Here is a 21471-nt window from a genome sequence, read left to right as displayed (position 1 = left end):
GCGCCGATGCTGTCATACATTGCGCGAAGGCTGGCAACGATGGCAGGCACGCTCCTGGCCATCAGCGTCATCGTGTTCGTCATCATCCAGTTGCCGCCGGGCGATTACCTCACCACCACCATCGCCGAAATGCAGGCATCGGGCGAAACGGTGGACCAGGACAGGATCGAGTTCCTGCGCCAGCAGTACGGCCTCGACAAGCCCATGCCGCTTCAATACCTGACCTGGGTGGGCGGGTTGCTGCATGGCGATCTCGGCTATTCCTTCGAATACGGCATGCCCGTCAGCGACGTCGTCGGTGACCGCCTCTTCCTGTCGCTGGTGCTGAACTTCGCCACCATCCTGTTCATCTATGCCGTGTCCTTTCCCATCGGCATCTATGTGGCCACCCGCCCATACGGCCTTGCCGACCATGGGCTCTCGTTTCTCGGCTATCTCGGCCTGGCAACACCGAACTTCCTGCTGGCGCTGATCCTGTTGTATCTGTCGAACCGATATTTCGGGCTGTCGATCGGCGGATTGACGGACCCGGAATATGTCGATGCGCCCTGGAGCACGGCCAAGGCGGGATCGCTGCTGGCGCATCTGGTGGTGCCGGTGGTCGTCATCGGCACGGCGGGCACTGCCGGAATGATCCGCCGCCTGCGCGCCAATCTGATGGACGAGCTGCACCGCCCTTATGTGGTCGCCGCGCGGGCACGCGGCGTGCCCGAGGGGCGGCTGCTGCGCCGCTATCCGCTGCGCGCCGTGCTGAACCCCTTCATCTCGGATATCGGCACGCTGCTGCCCCAGGTGGTCTCGGGTTCGGTCATCGTTTCGGCGGTGATGTCGTTGCCCACCACGGGGCCGATGCTTTTATCCGCTCTGCGAAGCCAGGACATGTATCTCGCAGGCTCCTTCCTGATGTTCCTGGCGCTTCTGACCGTCGTCGGCATGTTCCTGTCCGATATCCTGCTGGCCATGGTGGACCCGCGTGTCCGCCTGCAGGCGGAACGCAAGGCATGAGCGGGCGCCTGCCGCACTTCGTCTCCACCGAGCCGTTCGACCCTGGCCGCACACAGGCGCTGGGCACCATGCGGTCGGAGCGGTTCATGCGCGCGTCGCAGGGGCAGCTTGTCTGGTGGCGCTTCTGCCGCCACCGGCTGGCGCTGTTCTCGCTTGTCTTCCTGGGCTTCGCCTACGCGTCCATCCTGATTTCCGAGTTCCTGGCGCCCTATCCGCTGGCCGCACGCCATACCGATTTCATCTTCATGCCGCCGCAGCCGGTGCATCTTTTCCATGAGGGCAGTCTCATCGGCCCCTTCACCTACCGCATGGTGGGAACGCTGGACATGGAGACGCTCGAGCGCAGCTATGCCGAAGAGCGCACCACCCCGATGCCGCTCCGCTTTTTCTGCCGGGGCGAGCCCTATTCCTTCTGGGGCCTCGTCGAGGGCAACCTGCATCTCGTCTGCCCGCCGGACGGCGGCACGCTGTTCCTGATGGGCACCGACAGGCTGGGGCGGGACATGCTGTCGCGCGTTCTTTACGGCGCGCGCATATCGCTCACCATCGGCCTTGTCGGCGTTGCCCTGTCCTTCGTGCTCGGCCTGTTTTTCGGAGGCATGGCCGGGTATTTCGGCGGCAGGATAGACTATTGGGTCCAGCGGGTGACGGAGGTGCTCCGCTCCATTCCGGAGCTTCCGCTTTGGCTGGCCCTGTCGGCCGCGCTCCCGGTCACGTGGAGCCCGCTTCTTGTCTATTTCGGCATCACGCTCATTCTTGCCCTGCTGGATTGGCCATCGCTGGCGCGCGCCGTGCGCTCCAAGCTGCTATCCCTGCGCGAGGAAGATTTTACCGCCGCCGCCGTCACCATGGGAGCAAGGCCGGCGCGCATCATCGGGCGGCATCTCATACCCAATTTCATGAGCCATCTGATCGCCTCGGCATCCCTGTCCATTCCCACCATGATCCTCGCCGAGACGGCGCTCAGCTTCCTCGGCCTCGGATTGCGCCCGCCGATCACAAGCTGGGGTGTCCTGTTGACGGAAGCACAGAACATCGAGGCCGTGGCGCTGTATCCATGGCTACTGTTCCCGATGCTGCCGGTCATCGCGGTGGTGCTGGCCTTCTCGTTTCTCGGAGATGGCCTGCGCGACGCGCTGGACCCGCATGCCCAGGTGTAGACGATAGAACACCATGCCGCGTCAGGCCTCAAATACGATAAGCCATGCTTCGTAATTGCGCTGTGCCGGGTCTATCTACGGCGTCAAACGCAGCCATTCCGCATATCGAGGTTCGCCATGTCCACCATCGCCGCACCACGTTCCGGCGCCACGGCCCCATCCCCGGGTCTTCGGGGCGCTCGCCGCTCTTGCCATCGGCACGGTCGCACTGGCCCTGGCCTTCGGCCCCAGGCAGGGCGCACTGTTCCTGACGGGCGGCGCACTCGGAATGGCGCTCTATCACGCGGCCTTCGGCTTTACCTCGGCATGGCGGGTCTTCATCCTGGAAGGGCGCGGCCGGGGCCTGAGGGCCCAGATGGTGCTTCTGGCCGTCGCCGTGCTCCTGTTCTTTCCTGTCCTCGCCTCCGGCACGCTCTTCGGCGAAGAGGTGCGCGGTAACGTTTCGCCGCTGTCCACCTCGGTCATCGTCGGGGCTTTCATGTTCGGCATCGGCATGCAGATGGGCGGCGGCTGCGCGTCCGGCACGCTCTTCACCGCGGGTGGAGGCAATGCCCGGATGCTCGTGACGCTGCTGTTCTTCATCATCGGCTCGGTGCTGGCGACCATCAATTTCGACTGGTGGGTCGCGCTTCCGTCGTTCCAGCCGGTGACGCTGGTTTCGCTCGGGGCGCCTGTCGGGATCGCGGTTTCGCTGGCCCTTTTCGCCGCCATCGCCGCCCTGACGGTGGTGATCGAAAAGCGCCGCAACGGCGGCAAGCTTGAACAGGCGCCGCCCTCGCCGCGCCACGGCTTGCAGCGCTATCTGCGCGGGCCCTGGCCGCTGGTGTTCGGTGCGGTTGCGCTGGCCATCCTCAACTTCGTCACGCTGGCGCTGGCCGGGCGTCCCTGGGGCATCACGTCCGCCTTTGCGCTGTGGGGCGCTAAGGCAGCGCAACTCGTCGGCATCGACCCGACGGCATGGGCCTATTGGCAGATGCCGGGTAATGCCCGCGCCTTGTCGGAAAGCGTCTTTGCCGACATCACCTCGGTCATGAATTTCGGCATCATCGCCGGCGCCATGCTGGCTGCGGCGCTGGCAGGCCGCTTCGCGCCGTCGCTGCGCATTCCGCTGCGCTCGCTCGTGGCGGCGGTCATCGGCGGGCTGCTTCTGGGATACGGCGCGCGCATCGCCTATGGCTGCAATATCGGGGCCTACTTCTCGGGCATCGCGTCCGGCAGCCTGCATGGCTGGCTTTGGGCGGTCGCGGCATTCGCCGGTAACATCGTCGGCGTGAAGCTGCGCCCTTTCTTCTTTGCAGAACGGCGCGGCGCGGTCGCCGGCGGCGACGGCGCTTGAAGGTCAGAGCGCGTCGATTACTCGAACAGCTCAGCGTGGGTACCGGCGCGCACGAAGATCACGCTGTTGCCGTCCACCCGATACACCAGAAGGAAATCCCCGCCGATATGACATTCCCGGTGGTCCGCCCAGTCCCCCTTCAGGGCGTGGTCAAGCCATTCCTGGCCGAGCGGTTCGTCGTTCGCTATCAGAAGAAGCATGGCCTCCTTGATCTGGCGCATGTTGTAGCGGCCAGAACGGGTCAGCCGCTCCCAATCCTTTACGAAGCTTTTTGTATAGTCGGCCGATCTTGGCAGCGAAGCCCGCTTGCTACTTGCGGTTTTCTTCGTCGAGGCCATCAAACAATTCCTGACCGCTGCTGAAGCGTGCCTTACGGGCCTTCGCCAAAGCGCGCGATTCCGTGATTGCGGCGCGCGTTTCGGCGTTCGGTACCTTCAATTCGAAGGGCAAGGCCTTGTCCTTTGCGACGCGGGTCAACGTCATCCGCACGACATCGGACACGGTCAGCCCCATTTCGGCCAGCACGGCCGCTGCCTCGTCTTTCAAGCGCTCGTCGATGCGAGCGCGCACAAATGCACGAGAAGCCATGATCAGCCTCCTTTCCATGTGCTGAATGTAGCTCACATGAGGCACATTTCAACGGATCCGCCCTACTCGTCCCGTGGCATTACTGGGCCGAACGTCAGGAGAAGAGCGCGTCGGCCACCAGTTTCAGCGACACCAGAAACAGCGTGGCCTGCACGAACAGGTAGAAGCCGCGCTCCGGCAGCCGCCGCACCAGCCACCAACCGGCAACCGTGCCGAAAAGCGCGACCGGCAGCAGCATCGCCGCAAACTCCAGATTGCGCAGGGTGAACTGCCCAAGCGCCGTGTAAGGCACCAGCTTCATGGCGTTGACGGCCGCGAAGGTGATGGTCGTCGTGCCGGCGAAGACCGTCTTTTCCAGCCGCTGCGGCAGGACATAAACCTGGAAGGGCGGCGCGCCCGCATGGGAGACGAAGCTGGTGAAGCCGATGACCGCACCCCAGACGACGCCTCGCGGCACATCGGCCGGGCGCGGCGGCACCGTGCGTTTGCGCTTCAGGAACATGTCCACGCAGAAGACAAGGCCGATCAACCCGATCAGCAGCGTCACCATGCGCGCATCGGCGATGCTGGCGGTTGCCCATCCGACGCCGATGCCGAGCCCGGCCGCCGGGATCAGGATGGCCAGGTTGCGGCCGGAAAAGCGATGCCGGTACAGGTAGACGCCGACCATGTCGCTGGCCACATAGATCGGCGCCAGAAGGGCCGTTGCCTGCAAGGGCGGCATGGTCAGGGCCAGCACGGGCACACCCAGCATGCCGACCATCGACAGTCCGCCCTTGGACAGCCCGACAAGGAACGCCGCCAGCGTGGCCGCGATGATGAAGCCCATGTCGATCGTCTCGGGCACGTCGTCCTCGAATCGCGATTGCGCACTATTTTCGGTACTTCTATCGCAAAACCCGCATGGCGGGGTGCAAGAGGGCGCGCATGGCCGGGACATCCGCATTCACCGCCGTGGAATGGCGTATCCTCGCCGCGACGATCCTCGGCTCCAGCCTGACCTTCATCGATGGCACCGTCGTCAACGTCGCGCTGCCTGCCATCGGCGCCAGCCTCGACGCTGGCTTCAGCGCCCTGCAATGGGTGGTCAGCGGCTATCTTCTGACCCTGGCAAGCCTGATGCTGCCGGCCGGCACGCTGGGCGACCGGCTCGGCTATGCCCGCAGCTTCAGGCTCGGTCTCGTCCTGTTTTCCCTGGCATCCCTGCTCTGCGCCTTTGCATTCGCCGCCGGATGGCTGATTGCCGCGCGGCTGTTTCAGGGCATGGCCGCCGCGGTGCTGGTGCCGGCCAGCCTGGCGCTTCTGGCCCAGAATTTTCGTGGCGAAGCGCGGGGGCGCGCCATCGGCATCTGGGCGGCATCTAGCGCCATAACCACCGCCATCGCGCCCGTGCTCGGCGGGTTTCTCGTCGACGTGGCCGGCTGGCGGGTCGTCTTCCTGATAAATCTGCCGCTGGCGGCCGCTGCATGGGTGCTGGCCCGCCCGGCAAGCGGCAATGACGCAGCCAAGGATGCCGGCCCCGTCGATCTTGCCGGGGCGGCCCTTGCCACGGCAAGCCTGGGGCTGATGAGCCTCGGCCTGGTGCGGATGGGCGAAGGGGCACTGGCGCAAGGCGGCATGCTGCTGGCCCTGTCGATGCCGTTTCTTGCCGGTTTCGTCGCGTGGCAGTTTCGCTGCCCCAACCCGATGATGCCTCCGGACCTGTTCGCCAGCCGGGTGTTTTCCGGCGTCAATCTGCAAACCGTGCTTCTGTATGCGGCGTTTTCCGGCGGCTTGCTGATGGTGCCGCTGTCGCTGATCGAGGGGCATGGTTTCGACGCGCTGGAAGCCGGTGCGGCCCTGCTTCCCATATCGATCATCATGGGCTTGTTCTCCAGCATGTCGGGCCGCTACGCGGCGAAGGCCGGGCCCGCGCTTTCCCTGACGCTCGGACCGCTTCTGGCCGCTGCCGGCTTCACGCTTATCGGTGTCAGCGCGCCGCAGGCCGGCTACTGGCTCGGCTATCTGCCGGGTTTGATCGTCCTGGGCTGCGGCATGACGATGGCCGTGCCGCCATTGACGACGGCGGTGCTCGACGCCGTTCCGGACGGGCGCAGCGGCACCGCATCCAGCATCAACAATGTGGCGGCACGGACCGGGGGTCTTCTGGCCGTCGCCGCGCTGGGCTTCGCCTTTGGGGGCGCTGCCACCGACAGTCTTGGCGATGCCGGCATCGGCCGTGCCACGGCATCGGCCATGTTTGGCGCGGCCATCCTGTCGGCGTTGTCGGCCATCGCCGGCTACCTCGCCACGCGCGGCGGCGTCAGCCCAAAAGAACGCGTTTCCACACCCGTTCCGCCGCGGCGCTGAGAACGCCCTGCCGGAAAATGCAGATGTTGATGTCGATCTCCGGCAGGTCGCCCGCCATCCGCACGAGCCTGCGCTCCGCAAGGTCCGCGGCCACCAGTTGCAGCGGCAGCCACGCATAGCCGGCGCCGCCCACCGCCGCGCCACGCAGGGCGGCGGCCAGATGCGAGGTAAAGGCCGGGCTTTTTCCATCGGTCACGAAGACCGAAGGCACACAGGCGGCCGCGATACGGCCAAGCCCGGATTCGGTGCTGTAGGCGAGCTGGGCGATCTCACGCCCTTCCAGCTCCGGCGCGTGGACGGCCACCATCCTGTCCTTGCCGATGACGCGATGCTGGAGCCGGCCATCGAAGGGGTCGTCGACGGACGGGTGATGATGGCAGATCAGAAACTCGGCGGCCTGCCGCCGCATCATCTCGGCACATGTTGCCATGTTTGCCGCATTCAACTGGATAGGCCCCAGCTCGAACCCCTCGCCCATGCGCCGGATCCAATCGGGAAAGAACACGAAGGACAGCGTCTGCGTGGCGGCGAAAGGCACCGCCGACGTTGTTGGGCCGGCAGCCTCTCGCGCCCTGCGGGCAATATGGGCGATGCGACGTTGCAGGTCCGGCGCAAGCTCGGCAAAGGCCTCGCCGGCCGGTGTCAGCGACACGCCGTGCGGCAGACGCTGGAACAGCGATGCCCCCACAAACGCCTCCAGCGCGCGAATCCGCCGGCTGAAGGCGGGTTGGGTCACGTTGCGTCGGGCCGCCGCGCGCGAGAAGCCGCCCTCTTCCACCACCGCCATGAAGTCTTCGAGCCAGATGCCGTCCACGCCGCCCCCATGCTTGCCCATGCCGTAACGGCATGGGGACCGCCGATCATGGCATTGGATCGACGCGGGATCAAAGCCGTATCCATGCCGCAGGAAAAAGGAGCAGTTCGCCCATGCGTATCGTTGATATCCGGGAAAAGACGGTGTCCATCGCCTCTCCCATCGCCAACGCCTATATCGACTTCTCGAAAATGACCTGCTCGGTGGTGGCCGTCGTGACGGATGTCATGCGCGAGGGCAAGCCAGTGATCGGCTACGGCTTCAACTCCAATGGGCGCTACGGGCAAGGCGCGCTGATGCGCGAGCGTTTCATTCCGCGGCTACTGGAAGCCGACCCGAAGACCCTGGTGGACGCCGGCAACGACAATCTGGACCCTTTCGCCATCTGGCGCACGCTGATGCAGAACGAAAAGCCCGGCGGCCACGGCGAGCGGTCGGTTGCTGTCGGCACGATCGACATGGCGGTCTGGGATGCGGTCGCCAAGATCGCCGGTGTGCCGCTGTGGCGCCTTCTGGCCGACCGGTATCGCGGCGGTGTCGCCGACGAGAAGGTTTGGGTCTATGCGGCCGGTGGCTACTACTACCCGGGCAAGGACGACGAGAAGCTCAAGGATGAGATGAGATCCTATCTCGACCGGGGCTACGAGGTCGTCAAGATGAAGATCGGCGCCGTCCCCCTCGATGAGGATATCCGGCGCATCGAATCCGTCTTGTCGGTTGTCGGCAGCGGGGCCCGCCTGGCCGTCGACGCCAATGGCCGCTTCGACCTTCAGACGGCCATCGCCTACGCGGAGGCGCTCAGCCCATACGGCCTGTTCTGGTACGAGGAAGCGGGCGATCCCCTGGATTATGCGCTGCAGGCCGAACTTGCGAACCATTACACGGGGTCGATGGCAACGGGCGAGAACCTGTTTTCCCATCAGGATGCGCGCAATCTTCTGCGGCATGGCGGCATGCGGCCCGACCGGGATTTCCTGCAATTCGATTGCGCCCTGTCCTACGGCCTCGTCGAGTATCTGCGCACGCTGGATGTCATGGAAGAGCTCGGCTGGTCCAGCCGCCGCGTCGTGCCACATGGCGGGCACCAGATGTCGCTGAACATCGCCGCCGGCCTGCATCTCGGCGGCAATGAGTCCTATCCGGATGTGTTCCAGCCCTTCGGCGGCTTTGCCGACGGCATCGCCGTGGAAGGCGGCCTGGTTGGCCTTCCTCACATCCCCGGCGTAGGCTTCGAGGCGAAATCGGCGCTCTATCGCGTCATGCGGGAGGTTGCAGAGTAAGCCTGAAGAAATTTACGCAACGGGAGGAAAAATAATGAAAAAATACGTTTCCGCAATGGCTGCGCTTTTCAGCACGGTATCGGTTTGCGCCATGGCGCAATCCTATCCCGACAAGGCAATCACCATGATCGTGCCCTTCTCGGCGGGCGGGCCCACCGACACGGTCGCCCGGCTCACGGCCGAGGCGATGTCGCAGGAGCTAGGGCAGCAGGTGGTGGTGCAGAATGTCGGCGGTGCCGGCGGCACGCTGGGCGCCGGACAGGCGGCGCAGGCCGCACCGGATGGCTACACCATCCTCGTGCATCATATCGGCATGTCCACGGCGCCAACGCTGTATGCCAACCTTCCCTACGATGCCGTCGAAAGCTTCGAGCCGATCGGCCTCGTCACCAATGCGCCGATGACGATCATCGGGCGCAAGGACATGGCGGAAGGCTCGTTGCAGGAGCTTGTCGCGGCGATCAAGGCGGACCCGCAGGCCTACACGCTGGCCAATGCGGGCGTCGGGGCGGCGTCGCATCTGTGCAGCATGCTGTTCATGTCTGCCATCGATACGGAAATGACGACCGTGCCGTATCAGGGCAATGGGCCGATCATGACGGATCTCCTGGGCGGCCATATCGATCTGACCTGCGACCAGACCACCAACACGACGCAGCCGATCCTGGATGGGCAGGTAAAGGCCTATGCCGTCACGACGCCGGGCCGCGTCGGGCAGTTGCCCGACGTGCCGACGGCGACGGAAGCCGGCCTGGACGACTTCGTCATTACGGTCTGGCATGGCGTCTACGCCCCGAAGGGAATCGAGCCGCAGGTGCGCGACGCGCTGGTTGCGGCGTTGCAGAAGGGGCTGACGCACGAGAAACTGGTGCAGCGGTTCACCGATCTCGGCACCGCGCCCGTAACGCAGGCGGACGCGACGCCGCAGGCGCTGCAAACGCAACTGGCCTCGCAGATCGAGTTCTGGCGCCCCTTCATCGAGCGCGCCGGACTGGCCGGCGGACAATAGCCCATAGGACGGGGACCTTAAGATGAGCAGCAATGGAAACGCCTACCGGATCGCGGTCATAGCGGGCGACGGCATCGGCAAGGAAGTCATGCCGGAAGGCATCCGCGCGCTGGAGGCGGCCGCCAGGGCATTCGACCTCGACCTGCGCTTCGACGTGTTCGACTTCGCTTCGTATGATTACTACGAGAAGCACGGCACGATGCTGCCGGAAGACTGGAAGGCCCAGATCGGGTCGCACGATGCGATCTTCTTCGGCGCGGTGGGCTGGCCGGAGAAGATACCCGACCATGTGTCGCTTTGGGGCTCGCTGCTGCAGTTCCGCCGCGAGTTCGACCAGTATGTGAATTTGCGCCCGGTACGCCTGATGCCGGGCGTGCCCTGCCCGCTGGCCGGCCGCAAGCCCGGCGACATCGACTTCTATGTCGTGCGCGAGAACACCGAGGGCGAATATTCGTCCATCGGCGGCAAGATGTTCCCCGGCACCGAGCGCGAGGTTGTTCTCCAGGAAACGGTGATGACCCGCCACGGTGTGGACCGCATCCTGCGCTATGCCTTCGACCTGGCCCGGACACGGCCGGCAAAGCACCTGACCTCGGCCACCAAATCCAACGGCATTTCCATTTCCATGCCGTACTGGGACGAGCGCGTGGAAGAGATGGCGAAAGCCTACGAGGACGTGCGCTGGGACAAATATCACATCGATATCCTGACGGCGCACTTCGTGCTGAACCCGGACAGGTTCGACGTCGTCGTCGCCTCCAACCTCTTCGGCGATATCCTGTCCGATCTCGGCCCGGCCTGCACGGGCACCATCGGCATCGCCCCATCGGCCAACATCAACCCGGACGGCGATTTCCCGTCGCTGTTCGAGCCGGTACATGGATCGGCGCCGGACATTGCCGGAAAGGGCATAGCAAACCCGGTCGGCCAGATCTGGACCGCCGCGATGATGCTGGAGCATCTGGGAGAGGCCAGCGCCTCTAAGGCCATCGTGGAGGCGATCGAGCGCGTTCTGGCCAGCCCGTCCGGCCGCACGCGCGACCTAGGGGGCCAGGCCGATACGGTGGCCGCCGGCAAGGCTATCGCCGCCGAGATCGGCTGAGCGCCCGTCAGGGTCTCTGCTGGTGCAGCAGGGCACGTTCCAGGGGCACGGGCGCGATGGCGGTCGTACCCTCGAAGGGCGTGTTCAAGTCGAGGATCAGGTAGATCGTTCCGGCTATGCAGGCCGGACAGATGATCAGGAACAGCACCGATACGATATTGCGCGGCGCGAACAGCCCGAACGACATGAAGATCAGCGTCAGCCAGACGGCAACGACGACGATCATGACCGGGTTGACCGACGAGTAGCTCTCGATCCCGATCTTCCAGCGATCCTGCTGCACCTTGCGATACATGGCCACGGCCGCGCCGCGATCCTGCGCGGCGTCGGCGGTGTCGCCCGGCAGGTCGGAAATGGCCGTTCCGATGGCGGACAATGCCTGCTCGACATCGGTTTCCTCCGCGCCCGGCATCAGGCTGCGGCGCGCGGGCCACGCCTCGGCAAGCGACAGCACCGTAAAGTGCTGCAGGTCGGCGCGCACGGCGTCGGCCCCGGCGCCATAGTCGCGCAGGGCCCCGTCCAGATTGACGAGGTCGGTTGCGTATTGCTGTACGTCGCGCTCGGTCAGATTGTAGCTGGACATGACCGACGAGACGGTAAGCCCGAGGATCAGCGCGCTCATGGCCGACACCATGCCGATGCCGAGCTTCACCACGTCGCGGGTTTCAGCCGATATGTGGTGCGGCCGCAGCGACGGCCCCACCGCCATGGCTGACATGGCGCCGACGACGACGATCGTGAAAATCAGCAACGATGTCGAAAACGGCTCCACCGGCTTGCTCTCCCTGTACCACCTGGCTCAACCACAGGATCAACACGACAGGGAGCCGAACTCAAGCTTGTGTCGCCCATTCCAGCGCGGCCGAACGGCACGGATCTTTCAGGAGATCGGCAAGCTGATCGTCGAGATGCATGATGGACAGCGATACACCCGCCATATCCAGCGAGGTGTAATAGGGCCCGACCAGGCTCATCGCCACGCTCAGCCCCTTGGCCTTCAGACGCTCGCGCACACGGCGATAGACGATGTAGAGTTCCATCGTCGGCGTGCCGCCAAGAGAGTTCACCAGCACGGCCACGCGGTCGCCTTCGGTGGCAGGCATCTCGGACAGGATCCGGTCGAGCATCAGGTCTGCCGCGGCATCGGCCGTTGCCAAAGGCTGCCGCGCAATGCCGGGCTCGCCGTGGACGCCGACGCCGATCTCCATGTCCTCCGATCCGATGACGAAACTCGGGCGGCGTGTTTCCGGAAGCGAGCCGGGCTCCAGCGCGATACCCATCGTGTAGGTTCTGGCATTGGCGCGCCGGGCAATCGATTCGCAGGCATCCAGCGGCAGGCGCCTTTCAGCGGCCGCGCCAGCCACCTTGAAGACGAATACGTTGCCGGCCACGCCGCGCCGTGCCGCGCGCGACTCGGCCGGAGACGAGGCGACGTCGTCCGTCGTGACGATCGACCGGACGGTGATGCCCTCCGCCGCAGCAAGCTCTGCCGCCATGTCAAAGTTCATGACATCGCCTGAAAAATTGCCGTAGATGTACAGCACCCCCGCGCCCGCATCGACGGCGCGCGTCGCCGCCAGGATCGGGTCCGGTGGCGGCGCGGAAAAGACATTGCCGATAGCGGCGGCATCGGCCAGGCCGGGTCCGACATAACCCCAGAACCCCGGCTCGTGCCCCGACCCGCCCCCCACCACGATCCCGACCTTGCCGGGTTGCGGCAGGTCCGTGCGGGCAATGGCGCGCGGCGCACCGACGACGGGAGCGAAGATATCGCCATGTGCCGCCGCTGCCCCCGCCAGCATCTCATCGATGGCGTCATGCGGATCGTTCAGCAGTTTCTTGACCCGGGTGCGCGCTGCCAAAGGCGTCTGCGCCGGCGGCGCAGAGCGGCGCGGCGTATCGTGGAAGCCCTCTGCCGTCAGAATGCCACGCCCGGTCGAAGCGTCGGTAACCAGCACGCTGACGAAGCCGCCCCGCAAGGCGGCCAGTATGGCCGGGACCTTGTCGACACCGCCGGCAACGGCGATGCGCTGCGGAATCCGCCTGAGCGCATCGAGGTCCACCCCGACGGTGCGTCCGTCCAATGGCCCGGCCACGGCTTCACCGCGCGTCGAGATGAAGCGGCCGGCAATACTGCCGATGGCATCCTGATAGTGGAGATGCTGTGTCACGCCTTCGAAGAAGCCGCTCGTATGGATGGTGCTTTCCGGCCGCAAAGAAGAGATGCCCAGCACGATGCGGTTTGCCTCCGACAGAACGTCCATCTGCTCGGCCAGGACGGCTTCGCCCACCAGCATGTCGCGCACGGTGGCGCTGGATACGATGGCCGGCGCCGATAACGGAATGCAGCGTGCGCCGAGTGCCTCGGCAAGCCGGGAGGCGCAGGCCTCCGGCGTCCAGGGGATCTTGGCGGTCGTGCCGCCGGTGGCCTGCACCACCCTGATATCGGCCAGGCCGGGCGCCTGCATCGACTGCGCCAGGGCAAGCATCGTCCTGCCCCATGTGACGGCGATCGTATCGCCGGACCGCACATGGAACGACAAAGCCTGCGCTCCGGCAGCGCCGAGCCGCGCGATCAACGATCGCTCCCCGCCGTCCGTGGGGATGACGAGGCAGTCCTGCAGCCCGAAATGTTCCTTCAGGGCCTGGGCAAGGGACAATGCGCGGAACTTGACGGGCTCGATTTCGATGTTGACGAGGCCGCGTGTGCGTGCGTCGGCCAGATAGGCGTTCACGGATGCGCGCGATACGCCCATCGCCGAGGCGATATCGCCCTGGGTCATTCCCTCTTCGTAATACAACCAGGCCGCCCACAGCAGCGCATCGTCGCCGAAGCGCAGCGGCATCGCGCCCGGCTCTCCCTGCGCCTTTCCGGCAATACGCGTCATCGAGCGGCCTCGCCCTTGCGCTGCAGGATCAACGCCAGTCCGTCACGAAGCCCTTCGATGACGATGACGGCGGATGCGGCGCCGGGGTCCAGATGTCCGAGGCTGCGCTCGCCCAGGCGCGCGGCGCGGCCCTTGGAGGCAACCATGGCCCTTGTGGAATCGCGCCCCTCGATGGCCGCTTCCAGCGCGGCGTCGAGTGCGCGCAGCGGCAAAGCCCCTGCGGCCAGGGCGGATTCAACGGCGCGGGCCGCAGGCCCCCATGCGTCCATCATGGTCTTGTCGCCGGCGGCGGCCTTGCCGCGCTGGCGGATGCCATCCGCCATGGCCGGTACGAGATTGGCTATGTCGCTGTCCGACAGGCTTTCGGCGTCTTCAAACCCTTGCCCTGCCCGCAGCAGCGCGCTGGCATACAACGGCCCGGCCGTTGCCCCGACGGCGCTGAGAAAGGACCGCGCCGCAATCGGAAACAAGGCGCCGGCTGGCGTGCCGCCGGCCGCCGCATCGCGGGTGGCACGGACGATGGCGGCAAACCCCTCGGCCATGGACGTGCCATGGTCCGCATCGCCGATTGCGCCGTCCAGCTCTCCCAGCCAGCCGCGCGCTTCCGACAGCCGCGTGGAGACCACGCGGAAGATATCGACCAGATCTGCCGATTCTATCCTGCCCATGGCGCAGTTTCCGCCGGAAATCGGCCCATGCGCAAGCCGTCAGCCAAGCCGGCGGGCGATCGCGCCGCCAAATGTCGACAGGATCAGGCAGCAGGATGTGGCGCCGGCGTCCAGGACACCGCGAGACCGCTCTCCCAGCCGGCTGGCGCGGCCGATCTTGGCAACCAGATCCAGGGTGGAATCGCGCCCCGTCTCGGCTGCCGCGCTCATGGCATCCAGCGCCGGGGCAAATCCTTCGCCCTTGTGCGCGTCGAAAGCAGCGACGGCGGGCACGAGCGTATCCATCAACGTCTTGTCGCCCACCTCGGCGCCGCCCACCCCGCGCACCCCGTCCAGCCCGGCATGGAGCATGGCCGAAAATGTCTCGGCATCGATGGTGTCGCGGCCCTTCAGCACCGCTGCCATGTCTTCGAACATCAGGCCGTAGAGGGGCCCCATCGAGCCGCCGATCTCCGACATCAGGACATCCGAAAGCGTTGCCAGCGCCTCTTCCAGGCTGACCTCCTGGCCATGGATGCGCTCGGCCGCACGGCCAAACCCCTTGGCCATATTCACGCCGTGGTCTCCATCGCCGATCTTGCCGTCGATCTCGGACAGATAGGCCTTGTTGGCCACGATGACGGCCGCGATCTCTTCAACGATCACGCCGTGGCCGGCATTGTCGATAGCATCCATCATCCTGGTCCTTACAAAGCCGGAGAGGCAGTTTCCATGTCGAGAAGGCGCTTCAACTCATCGTCCAGCACCATCACCGTCAACGTCGCGCCCACCATCTCCAAAGAGGTGAAGTAGTTGCCGACAAAGGCCTTGTGGACGGACAGGCCCCGCCCGGAAAGCCCCTTCTCCACCCGGTCGTAGAGAACATAAAGCTCGTTTATGGGTGTGGCACCGAGGCCCGACACAAGCACGGCAACCTCGCCGCCTTCCGCTACCGCGTGCTCCGCCATGACGATGCCCAGCATTTCGTCGGCCACCTCGTCGGCGGTGCGAAGGGCTTCCACCTTGGTTCCGGGTTCCCCGTGGTGGCCGATGCCGACCTCCATCGTGCCGGGCTCGATGCTGAAATTGGGATGCCCAACCGCCGGCAGGGTGCACGGCCCAAGGCCAACGCCGACCGAGCGGCATGCGTCGACCGCCTTCTGGGCCGCTGCCTGCACCTCGGCCAGCGCCGCGCCCTCGGCCGCGCGCGCACCGCCGATCTTCCACATGAAGATCTCGCCCGCAACGCCGCGCCGCTTGTCACGCTCAGCCAGCGGTGCGGAAAGGACGTCGTCGTTGGCAACCACGGTCGCCACCTCGATACCGTCCTTGCCCACCATGCGCATCGCCATTTTGACGTTCATGTTGTCGCCGGCATAATTGCCGTACAGGACGGCAACCCCGGCGCCCCCATCCGCGGCCCGGATGGCGTCCGCAAAGCTTTTCGCCGTGGGCGAAGAAAAGAGCTCGCCCACCGCCACCGCATCGACGAGGTTGCGCCCGGTATAGCCGATGAAGGCCGGCTCGTGGCCCGAGCCACCGCCAGTGACGATACCGACCCGCCCCGGCTGTGCCGCGTCGACGGAAAGCACCACCCGCGGATTCTCCGGATGCAGACGCACCAGGTTCCGGTGCGCCTTGACGAAGCCGGCTACCGTTTCGTCGACGAGATCGTCCGGGTTGTTGATGAAACGCTGCATGGGCCTGACCTCTCCCTGCGCCGGCCCGACATGGCGGCGCCTCCCTCATCTATCGGCTCATAGAGGATTTGCACACGTCTGTCATTATTCAAAAACGATTGACATATGTCATCGACGGCTTAGTGTGGCGCTGCACGTCAGGGAGGCGCCTGCAGCAAGTCCGCTGCCGGTTCGACGGCAGGGAGGCTTACGCATGGGCGAGCAGTTCGACCGCCAGTTCACATTTCTGGTTGCGGTCAATGCGCTCATCGTCGTTGCGGCGCTTGCGCTCGTCGGCCCCTCCTACACAAGCCTTTTCAATTTCCAGTCGATGGGCGCGCAGGTGCCCGAGCTGGGGCTTCTGGCCCTCGGCGTGATGCTGGCGATGGTGTCCGGCAATGGCGGCATCGACCTGTCGGGGATCGCGCTGGCCAACCTTGCGGGCATCGTAGCGGCGCTGCTGGCGCCCTTCATTGCGCCGCCGGACGCGGCGCCCCTTGCCTACACCTGGGTTTTCTTCGGTCTTGCGCTGGCCACCGGCATTGCCGGCGGGATCGTCAACGGCCTGCTTGTCGGCTATGCCGGCCTGACGCCCATCATCGCCACTCTGGGCACGCAGCTTCTGTTCACCGGCATTGCCGTCGGGCTGACGGGCGGTTCGGCGCAGACGCTGGGCTTCATCCTTCCCATGGACGATTTCGGCAACATGCCGGTACTCGGCGTGCCGCTGCCATTCGCGCTGTTCATCGCCGTCGCCGCCCTGCTTGCCATCGCCTTGCGCTTCAGCGCCTTCGGCAAGCGGCTGTTCCTGATGGGCAGCAACCCGGTCGCGGCATTCTATGCGGGTATCCCGGTGCGGCGGATGCTGTTCGGCACCTATCTCCTGTCCAGCATTCTCGCGGGCGTGGCTGGGTTCGTGATTGCGGCCCGCACGTCCAGCGTCAAATGGGATTACGGCACGTCCTATGTGCTCATCGCCATCCTGATCGTGGTGATGGCGGGGGTGCGTCCATCGGGCGGATACGGCCGCGTGGTCTGCGTCGTGCTGTCGGCCATCGCCCTGCAGATGCTGTCCAGCCTTTTCAACTTCATGGGTATTTCAAACTTTTTCCGCGACTGCGCGTGGGGGCTGCTTCTGCTGCTGTTCCTGGCATCGGCGCGGATAGACCTGCGCCCCTTCATGCGCGTGCGGGCCTGAAACCGAGTTGCCCCGCGCGGACCCTCCCGCGCGAGTGCTGAGCGATCGAGGGATTGTGGAGGAAACGGGAATGCGAATCTTGACTGCCCTTCTGGGCACCGCCGCCCTGGGCTTGGCCATGGCTTCGCCACTTGCGGCGCAGGAAAAGACGGTCGTCACCGTGGTGAAGGTGACCGGCGAAAACTGGTTCACCCGCATGGAAGAAGGCGTGAAGGCCTACGGCGACGAGCATGAGGGCATCGCCACGCGCCAGGTTGGCCCCGCCAAGGCGGACGCGGCGCAGCAGGCCGCCATCATCCAGGATCTGATCGCGCAGGGAGTCGACGCCATTGCCGTGGTGCCGATGGACCCGTCCTCGCTGGAAGGCGTTCTGCGCCGCGCGACGCAGCGGGGCATCAAGGTGATCACGCACGAGGCCGACAATCTGCAGAACACGGAAGTGGACCTGGAGGCGTTCGACAACGCCGAGTTCGGCGCCCACTTCAACGAGCAGCTTGCCGAATGCATGGGCCACGAAGGCAAGTGGACGTCGTTCGTTGGCTCGCTGGGCAGCCTGACGCACGTGCAGTGGGCCGATGGCGGCGCCAAGAATGCCGAGAAGTACGACAAGATGGAACTCGTCTCGGCCAAGAACGAATCCTTCAACGACGCCAACCGCGCCTATGAGCTTGCCCGCGAGATCCTGCGCGCGCATCCCGACATCAAGGGCTTCCAGGGCGGTTCGGCCATCGACGTCATCGGCATCGGCCGCGCCGTCGAGGAAGCCGGCATCGCCGACAAGACGTGCGTCTACGGCCTGGGCCTGCCCAAGGATACCGGCCCCTATCTGGAAACCGGTGCGGTCGACGGCATCGCCTTCTGGGACCCCAAGGATGCCGGCTACGTGATGAACATCCTGGCCGCCAAGGTGCTGGCCGGCGAAGAGATCACCGATGGCATGGATCTCGGCGTTCCCGGCTACGACAAGGTCAGCGTCACGGACGGTCCGGGTGAAGGCGTGATCGTGCGTGGCCAGGCCTGGGTGGATGTCACCAAGGACAACTACAAAGACTATCCGTTCTGAGATCGACAGAACAGACGAAGCCGCGGGACGGGCTGTTGCCCGTCCCGCCCAGAGCGGATTACAGGAACACGGCAATGGCGCGCGACGGCAATTCCGCAGGCGAGACGAACGACGGCTCGGCGTTTCTGGAGGTCAGCAACCTCCACAAGCGTTACGGCGGCGTTCACGCGCTGCGCGGCGTCAGCTTTAGCATCGACCGTGGACAGACATACCATCTGCTGGGCGAAAATGGCTGCGGCAAGTCCACCCTCATCCGCATCCTGTCGGGCGCACAGTCCGCGACCGAGGGCAGCCTTGTCATCGACGGCGTCACACGCGATCGGTTGAACCCCATTGCCGCGCTGAAGGCCGGCATCGAGACGGTCTACCAGGACCTGTCCCTTCTGCCGAACCTGTCGGTTGAAGAAAATGTCGCGCTGAACCAGCAGCTCGTGGAAGGGGATGGGCGTCTTTTCCGGGGTGTTTCCGGCGCACGCTTGCGAGCGACGGCGCGCGCCGCGCTGGCCAAGGTGGACCTGCCCACCGACACCGCATTCCTGAAAAGCCGGATAGAAGAGCTGCCCATCGCCACACGCCAGCTCGTCGCCATTGCGCGGGCCATAGCCGGGCGCGCCGGTCTGGTGATCATGGACGAGCCGACCACCTCGCTGACGCGCCGGGAGGTTGAAAACCTGATCGCAGTGGTGCGTCGCCTGCATGCGGACGGTGTCTCGGTGCTGTTCGTCACCCACAAGCTGGACGAGTGCAAGGCCATCGGCGGCCAGGCCATCGTGATGCGCGACGGCGCGATCGTGCGCCAGTGCGACATCGCCGGCGTCTCCAAGCGCGAGCTGGCCGCCCTGATGACCGGCCGCGACATCGACGAAGGCCGCTACCGGACGCAACCCCGCATCGGCCAGCCGCTGCTGGAAACACGGGCGCTCGGAAAGAAGGCGGCTTTCGGCGAGGTCTCGCTGACTGTGGCCGAAGGGGAGATACTCGGCATCACCGGCCTGCTGGATTCGGGACGCAACGAGCTGGCCAGGGCCCTTGCCGGGGTTTCTCCCGCCGACAGCGGCGAGATCCGCATTGCCGGCAGCGCCGTCACGCTGGCGACGCCCTCGCAGGCCAACCGGGCGGGCATCGGCTATGTGCCCGAGGACCGGCTGACGGAGGGCCTCTTTCTTGAAAAGCCCATCGAGGACAACCTCGTCATGGCCGTTCTGCGCAGGCTGCGGGGCCGTCTCGGCCTGGTCGACAGGCGCAAGAGCGCCGAAGTCGCCAACGGGCTGATGCAGGACCTGAAAGTTGCCGCACCCAATATCCGGCGTCCTGTGCAGTCGCTTTCGGGCGGCAACCAGCAACGGATTTTGATCGGGCGCTGGCTGGCGATCCAGCCGCGACTGCTGATCCTCCACGGGCCGACTGTCGGGGTGGATGTCGGTTCCAAGGATACGATCTTCCGCATCATCCAATCCCTTGCCGACGGCGGCATGGCCGTCATCATCATCAGCGACGACCTTCCGGAACTGCTTCAGAACTGCGACCGGATCGCCGTCATGCAGAAGGGCCGTATCGTTTCCACCGACGCGGCGACCGACCTTGACGAGGCCGCCCTGTACGAACGGATGGGCGCTGCATTGCAGCTCGGCACGAACCGCAACAGGGCCTGACACGAATGACCACCGATACGATCGCCGCTGCCACGCCCAGCCTTCCGGGCCGCATCCTCGGCCTATTCCGCCGGCACCCCGAAGCCTTCGCTGCGCTTCTGATCGTCGTCATCTGCATTGCCGTCGGCACGATAAACCCGGCCTTCTGGCAGCTTGCCAATCTGTTCGACATATTGCGGGCATCCGTCGTGCGCGGGCTCTTTGCCCTCGGCGTCCTCATGGTGCTCGCGGCCGGTGGGCTGGACGTCTCCTTCTCGGCCATCGCGGCCTTTGTCATGTATGCGGTGACCAAGGCGGTCACGCTGTTTGCGCCGGATACCGGCATGGTCGTGATCTTCTGTATCGCGGCGCTGGGCGGCGCGCTTCTCGGCGCGGTCAACGGCGTTCTCGTCAACGCACTCAAGGCGCCATCGCTGATCGTCACCATCGGCACGCAATACGCCTATCGCGGCTTTCTGCTGACATTCATCGGCACCGCTTTGTTCATGAACATTCCGGCGGCGATGGACAGGTTCGGTCAGGCCAGCCTGATGACGCGCACGGCCGAAAACGGCTTCACCGTGCAATTGCCGGCCTTCGTGCTGGTGCTGGCGGCAGCCGCCCTCGCCACCTGGGCCATCCTGCGCTTCACCCTGATCGGGCGCGCCGTCTATGCCGTGGGCGGCAGGCCCGACATTGCGGAGCGGCTGGGCTACAAGGTGACGACCGTCCAGCTTTTCGTCTTCGCCTGGGCCGGAATGCTGGCCGGTATCGGCGGCATCATCCACGTGTCCAGCAACCGCCTGGCCAATCCGTTCGACCTTGCCGGCATCGAGCTCTCGGTCATCGCGGCGGTCATCCTCGGCGGCGCGCGGATAACCGGCGGCTCCGGCACCGTGCTCGGCACGCTGCTGGGCGTGGTTCTGATTACGCTGGTCAGCAACGTCCTGATCATGGTGGGCATTCCAAGCACCTGGCAGACGGCCATTCTGGGCCTGTTCATCGTATCGGCCGGCGTCTTCTTCGTGCTTCAGCGCCGCTAGACCTTAGCGCCTCATCCCGCAAGAGCGTGCGCCCGGCTTTAAGGCCGGGCCGGACGTCTAGACTTTCAGGTCGGATTCCCCGGTGTCGATATAGGGCGCCCAGAAGGCGATGCTTTCCGCTATGGCGGGGATCACGCGCCGGTCGTCCGGCTCGCGCTCCTTGAACGACAGTTCCAGGCAGATTTCGTTGTCGCTCGCGCCCCCTTCGCGCAGAGCCTCCAGCAGCGGCTCCGGCTTGATGCGCCCATTGGCATTATGCTCTGCCGTGAAGGGGCGATGGCCGCTCTTGTCCATCTTGGACTGCTTGATGTGGATGATGGGCGATACGGTCGGTACGGCGCGTGCCCAGGCATAGGGGTCGGTATCGTCCGTGTTCGGCGAGGTCACGTCGCCATGGTCGATATCGGCCATCATGAACATGGGAATGGCCATTCCAGCAGCCGACAGCCGGTTTTGCAGCGTCAGGCATTCGGCGATGGTGTGCCCGAACTCGCGGCCAACCGACATCGGCTCCCAGTAGACATAGTCCAGCCCCGCCGCCTTGGCGTGTTCGGCAACTTCGGCCCAGCAGTCGATGGCAATGGCCGTCAGCTCTTCCCGCCGCGCCGGATCGTCATAGTCGCGGAAGGTGAAGATGGCGAACTGGGTGCCAACCGAAACCCCGCCGAGATCGGCGGTG

21 protein-coding genes are annotated in these 21471 nt (G+C 65.4%); 11 read left to right on the top strand and 10 right to left on the bottom strand.

Annotated elements, in window-relative coordinates:
- Positions 1-6 precede the first annotated feature (6 nt).
- From AUL31_RS05250 to AUL31_RS05240, 3 genes are all read left to right on the top strand, one after another.
- Positions 7-1005, top strand: a complete 999-nt coding sequence (locus tag AUL31_RS05250; protein ID WP_060602437.1) for an ABC transporter permease — start codon at positions 7-9, stop codon at positions 1003-1005.
- Complete coding sequence (locus AUL31_RS05245) at positions 1002-2165, top strand: ABC transporter permease (protein WP_060602434.1); 1164 nt, start codon at positions 1002-1004, stop codon at positions 2163-2165. The genes AUL31_RS05250 and AUL31_RS05245 overlap by 4 nt, the downstream gene beginning before the upstream one ends.
- A gap of 268 nt (positions 2166-2433) precedes the next feature.
- Complete coding sequence (locus AUL31_RS05240) at positions 2434-3501, top strand: YeeE/YedE family protein (protein ID WP_409359941.1); 1068 nt, start codon at positions 2434-2436, stop codon at positions 3499-3501.
- A gap of 17 nt (positions 3502-3518) precedes the next feature.
- On the opposite strand, the gene AUL31_RS05235 is transcribed toward AUL31_RS05240, so the two are convergent.
- The 3 genes from AUL31_RS05235 to AUL31_RS05225 form a co-directional block, all read right to left on the bottom strand.
- The gene (locus AUL31_RS05235; RefSeq protein WP_060602430.1) at positions 3519-3839 is read right to left on the bottom strand and encodes a type II toxin-antitoxin system YafQ family toxin; all 321 of its coding nucleotides are present in this window, start codon (positions 3837-3839) and stop codon (positions 3519-3521) included.
- Complete coding sequence (locus AUL31_RS05230) at positions 3811-4089, bottom strand: type II toxin-antitoxin system RelB/DinJ family antitoxin (RefSeq protein ID WP_060602925.1); 279 nt, start codon at positions 4087-4089, stop codon at positions 3811-3813. The genes AUL31_RS05235 and AUL31_RS05230 overlap by 29 nt, the downstream gene beginning before the upstream one ends.
- 94 nt (positions 4090-4183) lie before the next feature.
- A complete protein-coding gene (locus tag AUL31_RS05225; protein ID WP_060602922.1) occupies positions 4184-4918 on the bottom strand; it encodes a sulfite exporter TauE/SafE family protein in 735 nt (244 codons plus the stop codon).
- A gap of 98 nt (positions 4919-5016) precedes the next feature.
- On the opposite strand from AUL31_RS05225, the gene AUL31_RS05220 reads away from it, so the two are divergent.
- Positions 5017-6438 carry an MFS transporter gene (locus AUL31_RS05220; protein WP_060602427.1) on the top strand — a complete coding sequence of 474 codons (1422 nt, stop codon included), beginning with the start codon at positions 5017-5019 and terminating at the stop codon, positions 6436-6438.
- Here AUL31_RS05220 and AUL31_RS05215 read toward each other — a convergent pair.
- Positions 6392-7273 (bottom strand): LysR family transcriptional regulator, encoded by an 882-nt coding sequence (locus AUL31_RS05215; RefSeq protein ID WP_060602421.1) that lies wholly within the window; start codon positions 7271-7273, stop codon positions 6392-6394. The two genes, AUL31_RS05220 and AUL31_RS05215, sit on opposite strands and share 47 nt — an antisense overlap.
- Before the next feature lie 92 nt (positions 7274-7365).
- Between AUL31_RS05215 and AUL31_RS05210 the strand changes: the two genes are divergently transcribed.
- The 3 genes from AUL31_RS05210 to AUL31_RS05200 are packed head-to-tail and all read left to right on the top strand — an operon-like array spanning position 7366 to position 10643.
- Positions 7366-8532: a mandelate racemase/muconate lactonizing enzyme family protein gene (locus AUL31_RS05210; RefSeq protein ID WP_060602418.1), complete on the top strand. Its 1167-nt coding sequence runs from the start codon at positions 7366-7368 to the stop codon at positions 8530-8532.
- Between the two features lie 34 nt (positions 8533-8566).
- Positions 8567-9541 carry a tripartite tricarboxylate transporter substrate-binding protein gene (locus AUL31_RS05205; RefSeq protein ID WP_060602415.1) on the top strand — a complete coding sequence of 325 codons (975 nt, stop codon included), beginning with the start codon at positions 8567-8569 and terminating at the stop codon, positions 9539-9541.
- A 22-nt stretch (positions 9542-9563) separates the two neighbouring features.
- Positions 9564-10643 carry a tartrate dehydrogenase gene (locus tag AUL31_RS05200; protein WP_060602410.1) on the top strand — a complete coding sequence of 360 codons (1080 nt, stop codon included), beginning with the start codon at positions 9564-9566 and terminating at the stop codon, positions 10641-10643.
- 7 nt (positions 10644-10650) lie between these two features.
- Here the strand turns inward: AUL31_RS05200 and AUL31_RS05195 are convergent, their stop codons facing one another.
- From AUL31_RS05195 to AUL31_RS05170, 5 genes are all read right to left on the bottom strand, one after another.
- The gene (locus AUL31_RS05195; protein WP_060602407.1) at positions 10651-11415 is read right to left on the bottom strand and encodes a bestrophin-like domain; all 765 of its coding nucleotides are present in this window, start codon (positions 11413-11415) and stop codon (positions 10651-10653) included.
- 61 nt (positions 11416-11476) lie between these two features.
- The gene (locus AUL31_RS19895) at positions 11477-13531 is read right to left on the bottom strand and encodes a bifunctional sugar-binding transcriptional regulator/dihydroxyacetone kinase subunit DhaK (protein WP_244489324.1); all 2055 of its coding nucleotides are present in this window, start codon (positions 13529-13531) and stop codon (positions 11477-11479) included.
- Positions 13528-14199, bottom strand: a complete 672-nt coding sequence (gene dhaL, locus AUL31_RS05180; RefSeq protein ID WP_060602402.1) for a dihydroxyacetone kinase subunit DhaL — start codon at positions 14197-14199, stop codon at positions 13528-13530. The genes AUL31_RS19895 and dhaL (AUL31_RS05180) overlap by 4 nt, the downstream gene beginning before the upstream one ends.
- A gap of 39 nt (positions 14200-14238) precedes the next feature.
- Positions 14239-14874, bottom strand: a complete 636-nt coding sequence (gene dhaL / locus AUL31_RS05175) for a dihydroxyacetone kinase subunit DhaL (RefSeq protein ID WP_060602912.1) — start codon at positions 14872-14874, stop codon at positions 14239-14241.
- Positions 14875-14885: 11 nt separating this feature from the next.
- The gene (locus AUL31_RS05170) at positions 14886-15878 is read right to left on the bottom strand and encodes a dihydroxyacetone kinase subunit DhaK (RefSeq protein ID WP_060602400.1); all 993 of its coding nucleotides are present in this window, start codon (positions 15876-15878) and stop codon (positions 14886-14888) included.
- Between the two features lie 193 nt (positions 15879-16071).
- Between AUL31_RS05170 and AUL31_RS05165 the strand changes: the two genes are divergently transcribed.
- The 4 genes from AUL31_RS05165 to AUL31_RS05150 all read left to right on the top strand — a co-directional run bounded on the left by AUL31_RS05165 (position 16072) and on the right by AUL31_RS05150 (position 20792).
- Entirely contained in the window at positions 16072-17055 is a 984-nt protein-coding gene (locus tag AUL31_RS05165; RefSeq protein ID WP_060602396.1) for an ABC transporter permease, read from the top strand.
- A 70-nt stretch (positions 17056-17125) separates the two neighbouring features.
- Positions 17126-18118 (top strand): substrate-binding domain-containing protein, encoded by a 993-nt coding sequence (locus AUL31_RS05160; RefSeq protein ID WP_060602393.1) that lies wholly within the window; start codon positions 17126-17128, stop codon positions 18116-18118.
- A gap of 74 nt (positions 18119-18192) precedes the next feature.
- Positions 18193-19770: a sugar ABC transporter ATP-binding protein gene (locus tag AUL31_RS05155; RefSeq protein ID WP_060602390.1), complete on the top strand. Its 1578-nt coding sequence runs from the start codon at positions 18193-18195 to the stop codon at positions 19768-19770.
- A 5-nt stretch (positions 19771-19775) separates the two neighbouring features.
- On the top strand, positions 19776-20792 hold the full coding sequence (locus tag AUL31_RS05150) for an ABC transporter permease (RefSeq protein ID WP_060602386.1): 1017 nt from the start codon (positions 19776-19778) through the stop codon (positions 20790-20792).
- A 57-nt stretch (positions 20793-20849) separates the two neighbouring features.
- Here AUL31_RS05150 and AUL31_RS05145 read toward each other — a convergent pair.
- The coding region (locus tag AUL31_RS05145) for a hypothetical protein (protein ID WP_060602382.1) at positions 20850-21471 on the bottom strand (622 nt) is incomplete at its 5' end.

The organism is Aureimonas altamirensis (assembly GCF_001463885.1).
GTDB lineage: Bacteria > Pseudomonadota > Alphaproteobacteria > Rhizobiales > Rhizobiaceae > Aureimonas > Aureimonas altamirensis.
This window is presented reverse-complemented; position numbering and strand designations above follow the sequence as displayed.

What these genes read in the sequence shown, in the direction of transcription:
- AUL31_RS05165 (WP_060602396.1), top strand. Translation starts at nt 16,072, where the DNA reads ATGGGCGAGCAGTTCGACCGCCAGTTCACATTTCTGGTTGCGGTCAAT.
- AUL31_RS05170 (WP_060602400.1), bottom strand. Translation starts at nt 15,878, where the DNA reads ATGCAGCGTTTCATCAACAACCCGGACGATCTCGTCGACGAAACGGTA.
- dhaL (WP_060602402.1), bottom strand. Translation starts at nt 14,199, where the DNA reads ATGGGCAGGATAGAATCGGCAGATCTGGTCGATATCTTCCGCGTGGTC.
- AUL31_RS05215 (WP_060602421.1), bottom strand. Translation starts at nt 7,273, where the DNA reads ATGGGCAAGCATGGGGGCGGCGTGGACGGCATCTGGCTCGAAGACTTC.
- AUL31_RS05230 (WP_060602925.1), bottom strand. Translation starts at nt 4,089, where the DNA reads ATGGCTTCTCGTGCATTTGTGCGCGCTCGCATCGACGAGCGCTTGAAA.
- AUL31_RS05220 (WP_060602427.1), top strand. Translation starts at nt 5,017, where the DNA reads ATGGCCGGGACATCCGCATTCACCGCCGTGGAATGGCGTATCCTCGCC.
- AUL31_RS05225 (WP_060602922.1), bottom strand. Translation starts at nt 4,918, where the DNA reads ATGGGCTTCATCATCGCGGCCACGCTGGCGGCGTTCCTTGTCGGGCTG.
- AUL31_RS05210 (WP_060602418.1), top strand. Translation starts at nt 7,366, where the DNA reads ATGCGTATCGTTGATATCCGGGAAAAGACGGTGTCCATCGCCTCTCCC.
- AUL31_RS05155 (WP_060602390.1), top strand. Translation starts at nt 18,193, where the DNA reads ATGGCGCGCGACGGCAATTCCGCAGGCGAGACGAACGACGGCTCGGCG.
- AUL31_RS05160 (WP_060602393.1), top strand. Translation starts at nt 17,126, where the DNA reads ATGCGAATCTTGACTGCCCTTCTGGGCACCGCCGCCCTGGGCTTGGCC.
- AUL31_RS05205 (WP_060602415.1), top strand. Translation starts at nt 8,567, where the DNA reads ATGAAAAAATACGTTTCCGCAATGGCTGCGCTTTTCAGCACGGTATCG.
- AUL31_RS05235 (WP_060602430.1), bottom strand. Translation starts at nt 3,839, where the DNA reads ATGGCCTCGACGAAGAAAACCGCAAGTAGCAAGCGGGCTTCGCTGCCA.
- AUL31_RS05250 (WP_060602437.1), top strand. Translation starts at nt 7, where the DNA reads ATGCTGTCATACATTGCGCGAAGGCTGGCAACGATGGCAGGCACGCTC.
- AUL31_RS05245 (WP_060602434.1), top strand. Translation starts at nt 1,002, where the DNA reads ATGAGCGGGCGCCTGCCGCACTTCGTCTCCACCGAGCCGTTCGACCCT.
- AUL31_RS19895 (WP_244489324.1), bottom strand. Translation starts at nt 13,531, where the DNA reads ATGACGCGTATTGCCGGAAAGGCGCAGGGAGAGCCGGGCGCGATGCCG.
- AUL31_RS05200 (WP_060602410.1), top strand. Translation starts at nt 9,564, where the DNA reads ATGAGCAGCAATGGAAACGCCTACCGGATCGCGGTCATAGCGGGCGAC.
- dhaL (WP_060602912.1), bottom strand. Translation starts at nt 14,874, where the DNA reads ATGGATGCTATCGACAATGCCGGCCACGGCGTGATCGTTGAAGAGATC.
- AUL31_RS05150 (WP_060602386.1), top strand. Translation starts at nt 19,776, where the DNA reads ATGACCACCGATACGATCGCCGCTGCCACGCCCAGCCTTCCGGGCCGC.
- AUL31_RS05240 (WP_409359941.1), top strand. Translation starts at nt 2,434, where the DNA reads ATGGCGCTCTATCACGCGGCCTTCGGCTTTACCTCGGCATGGCGGGTC.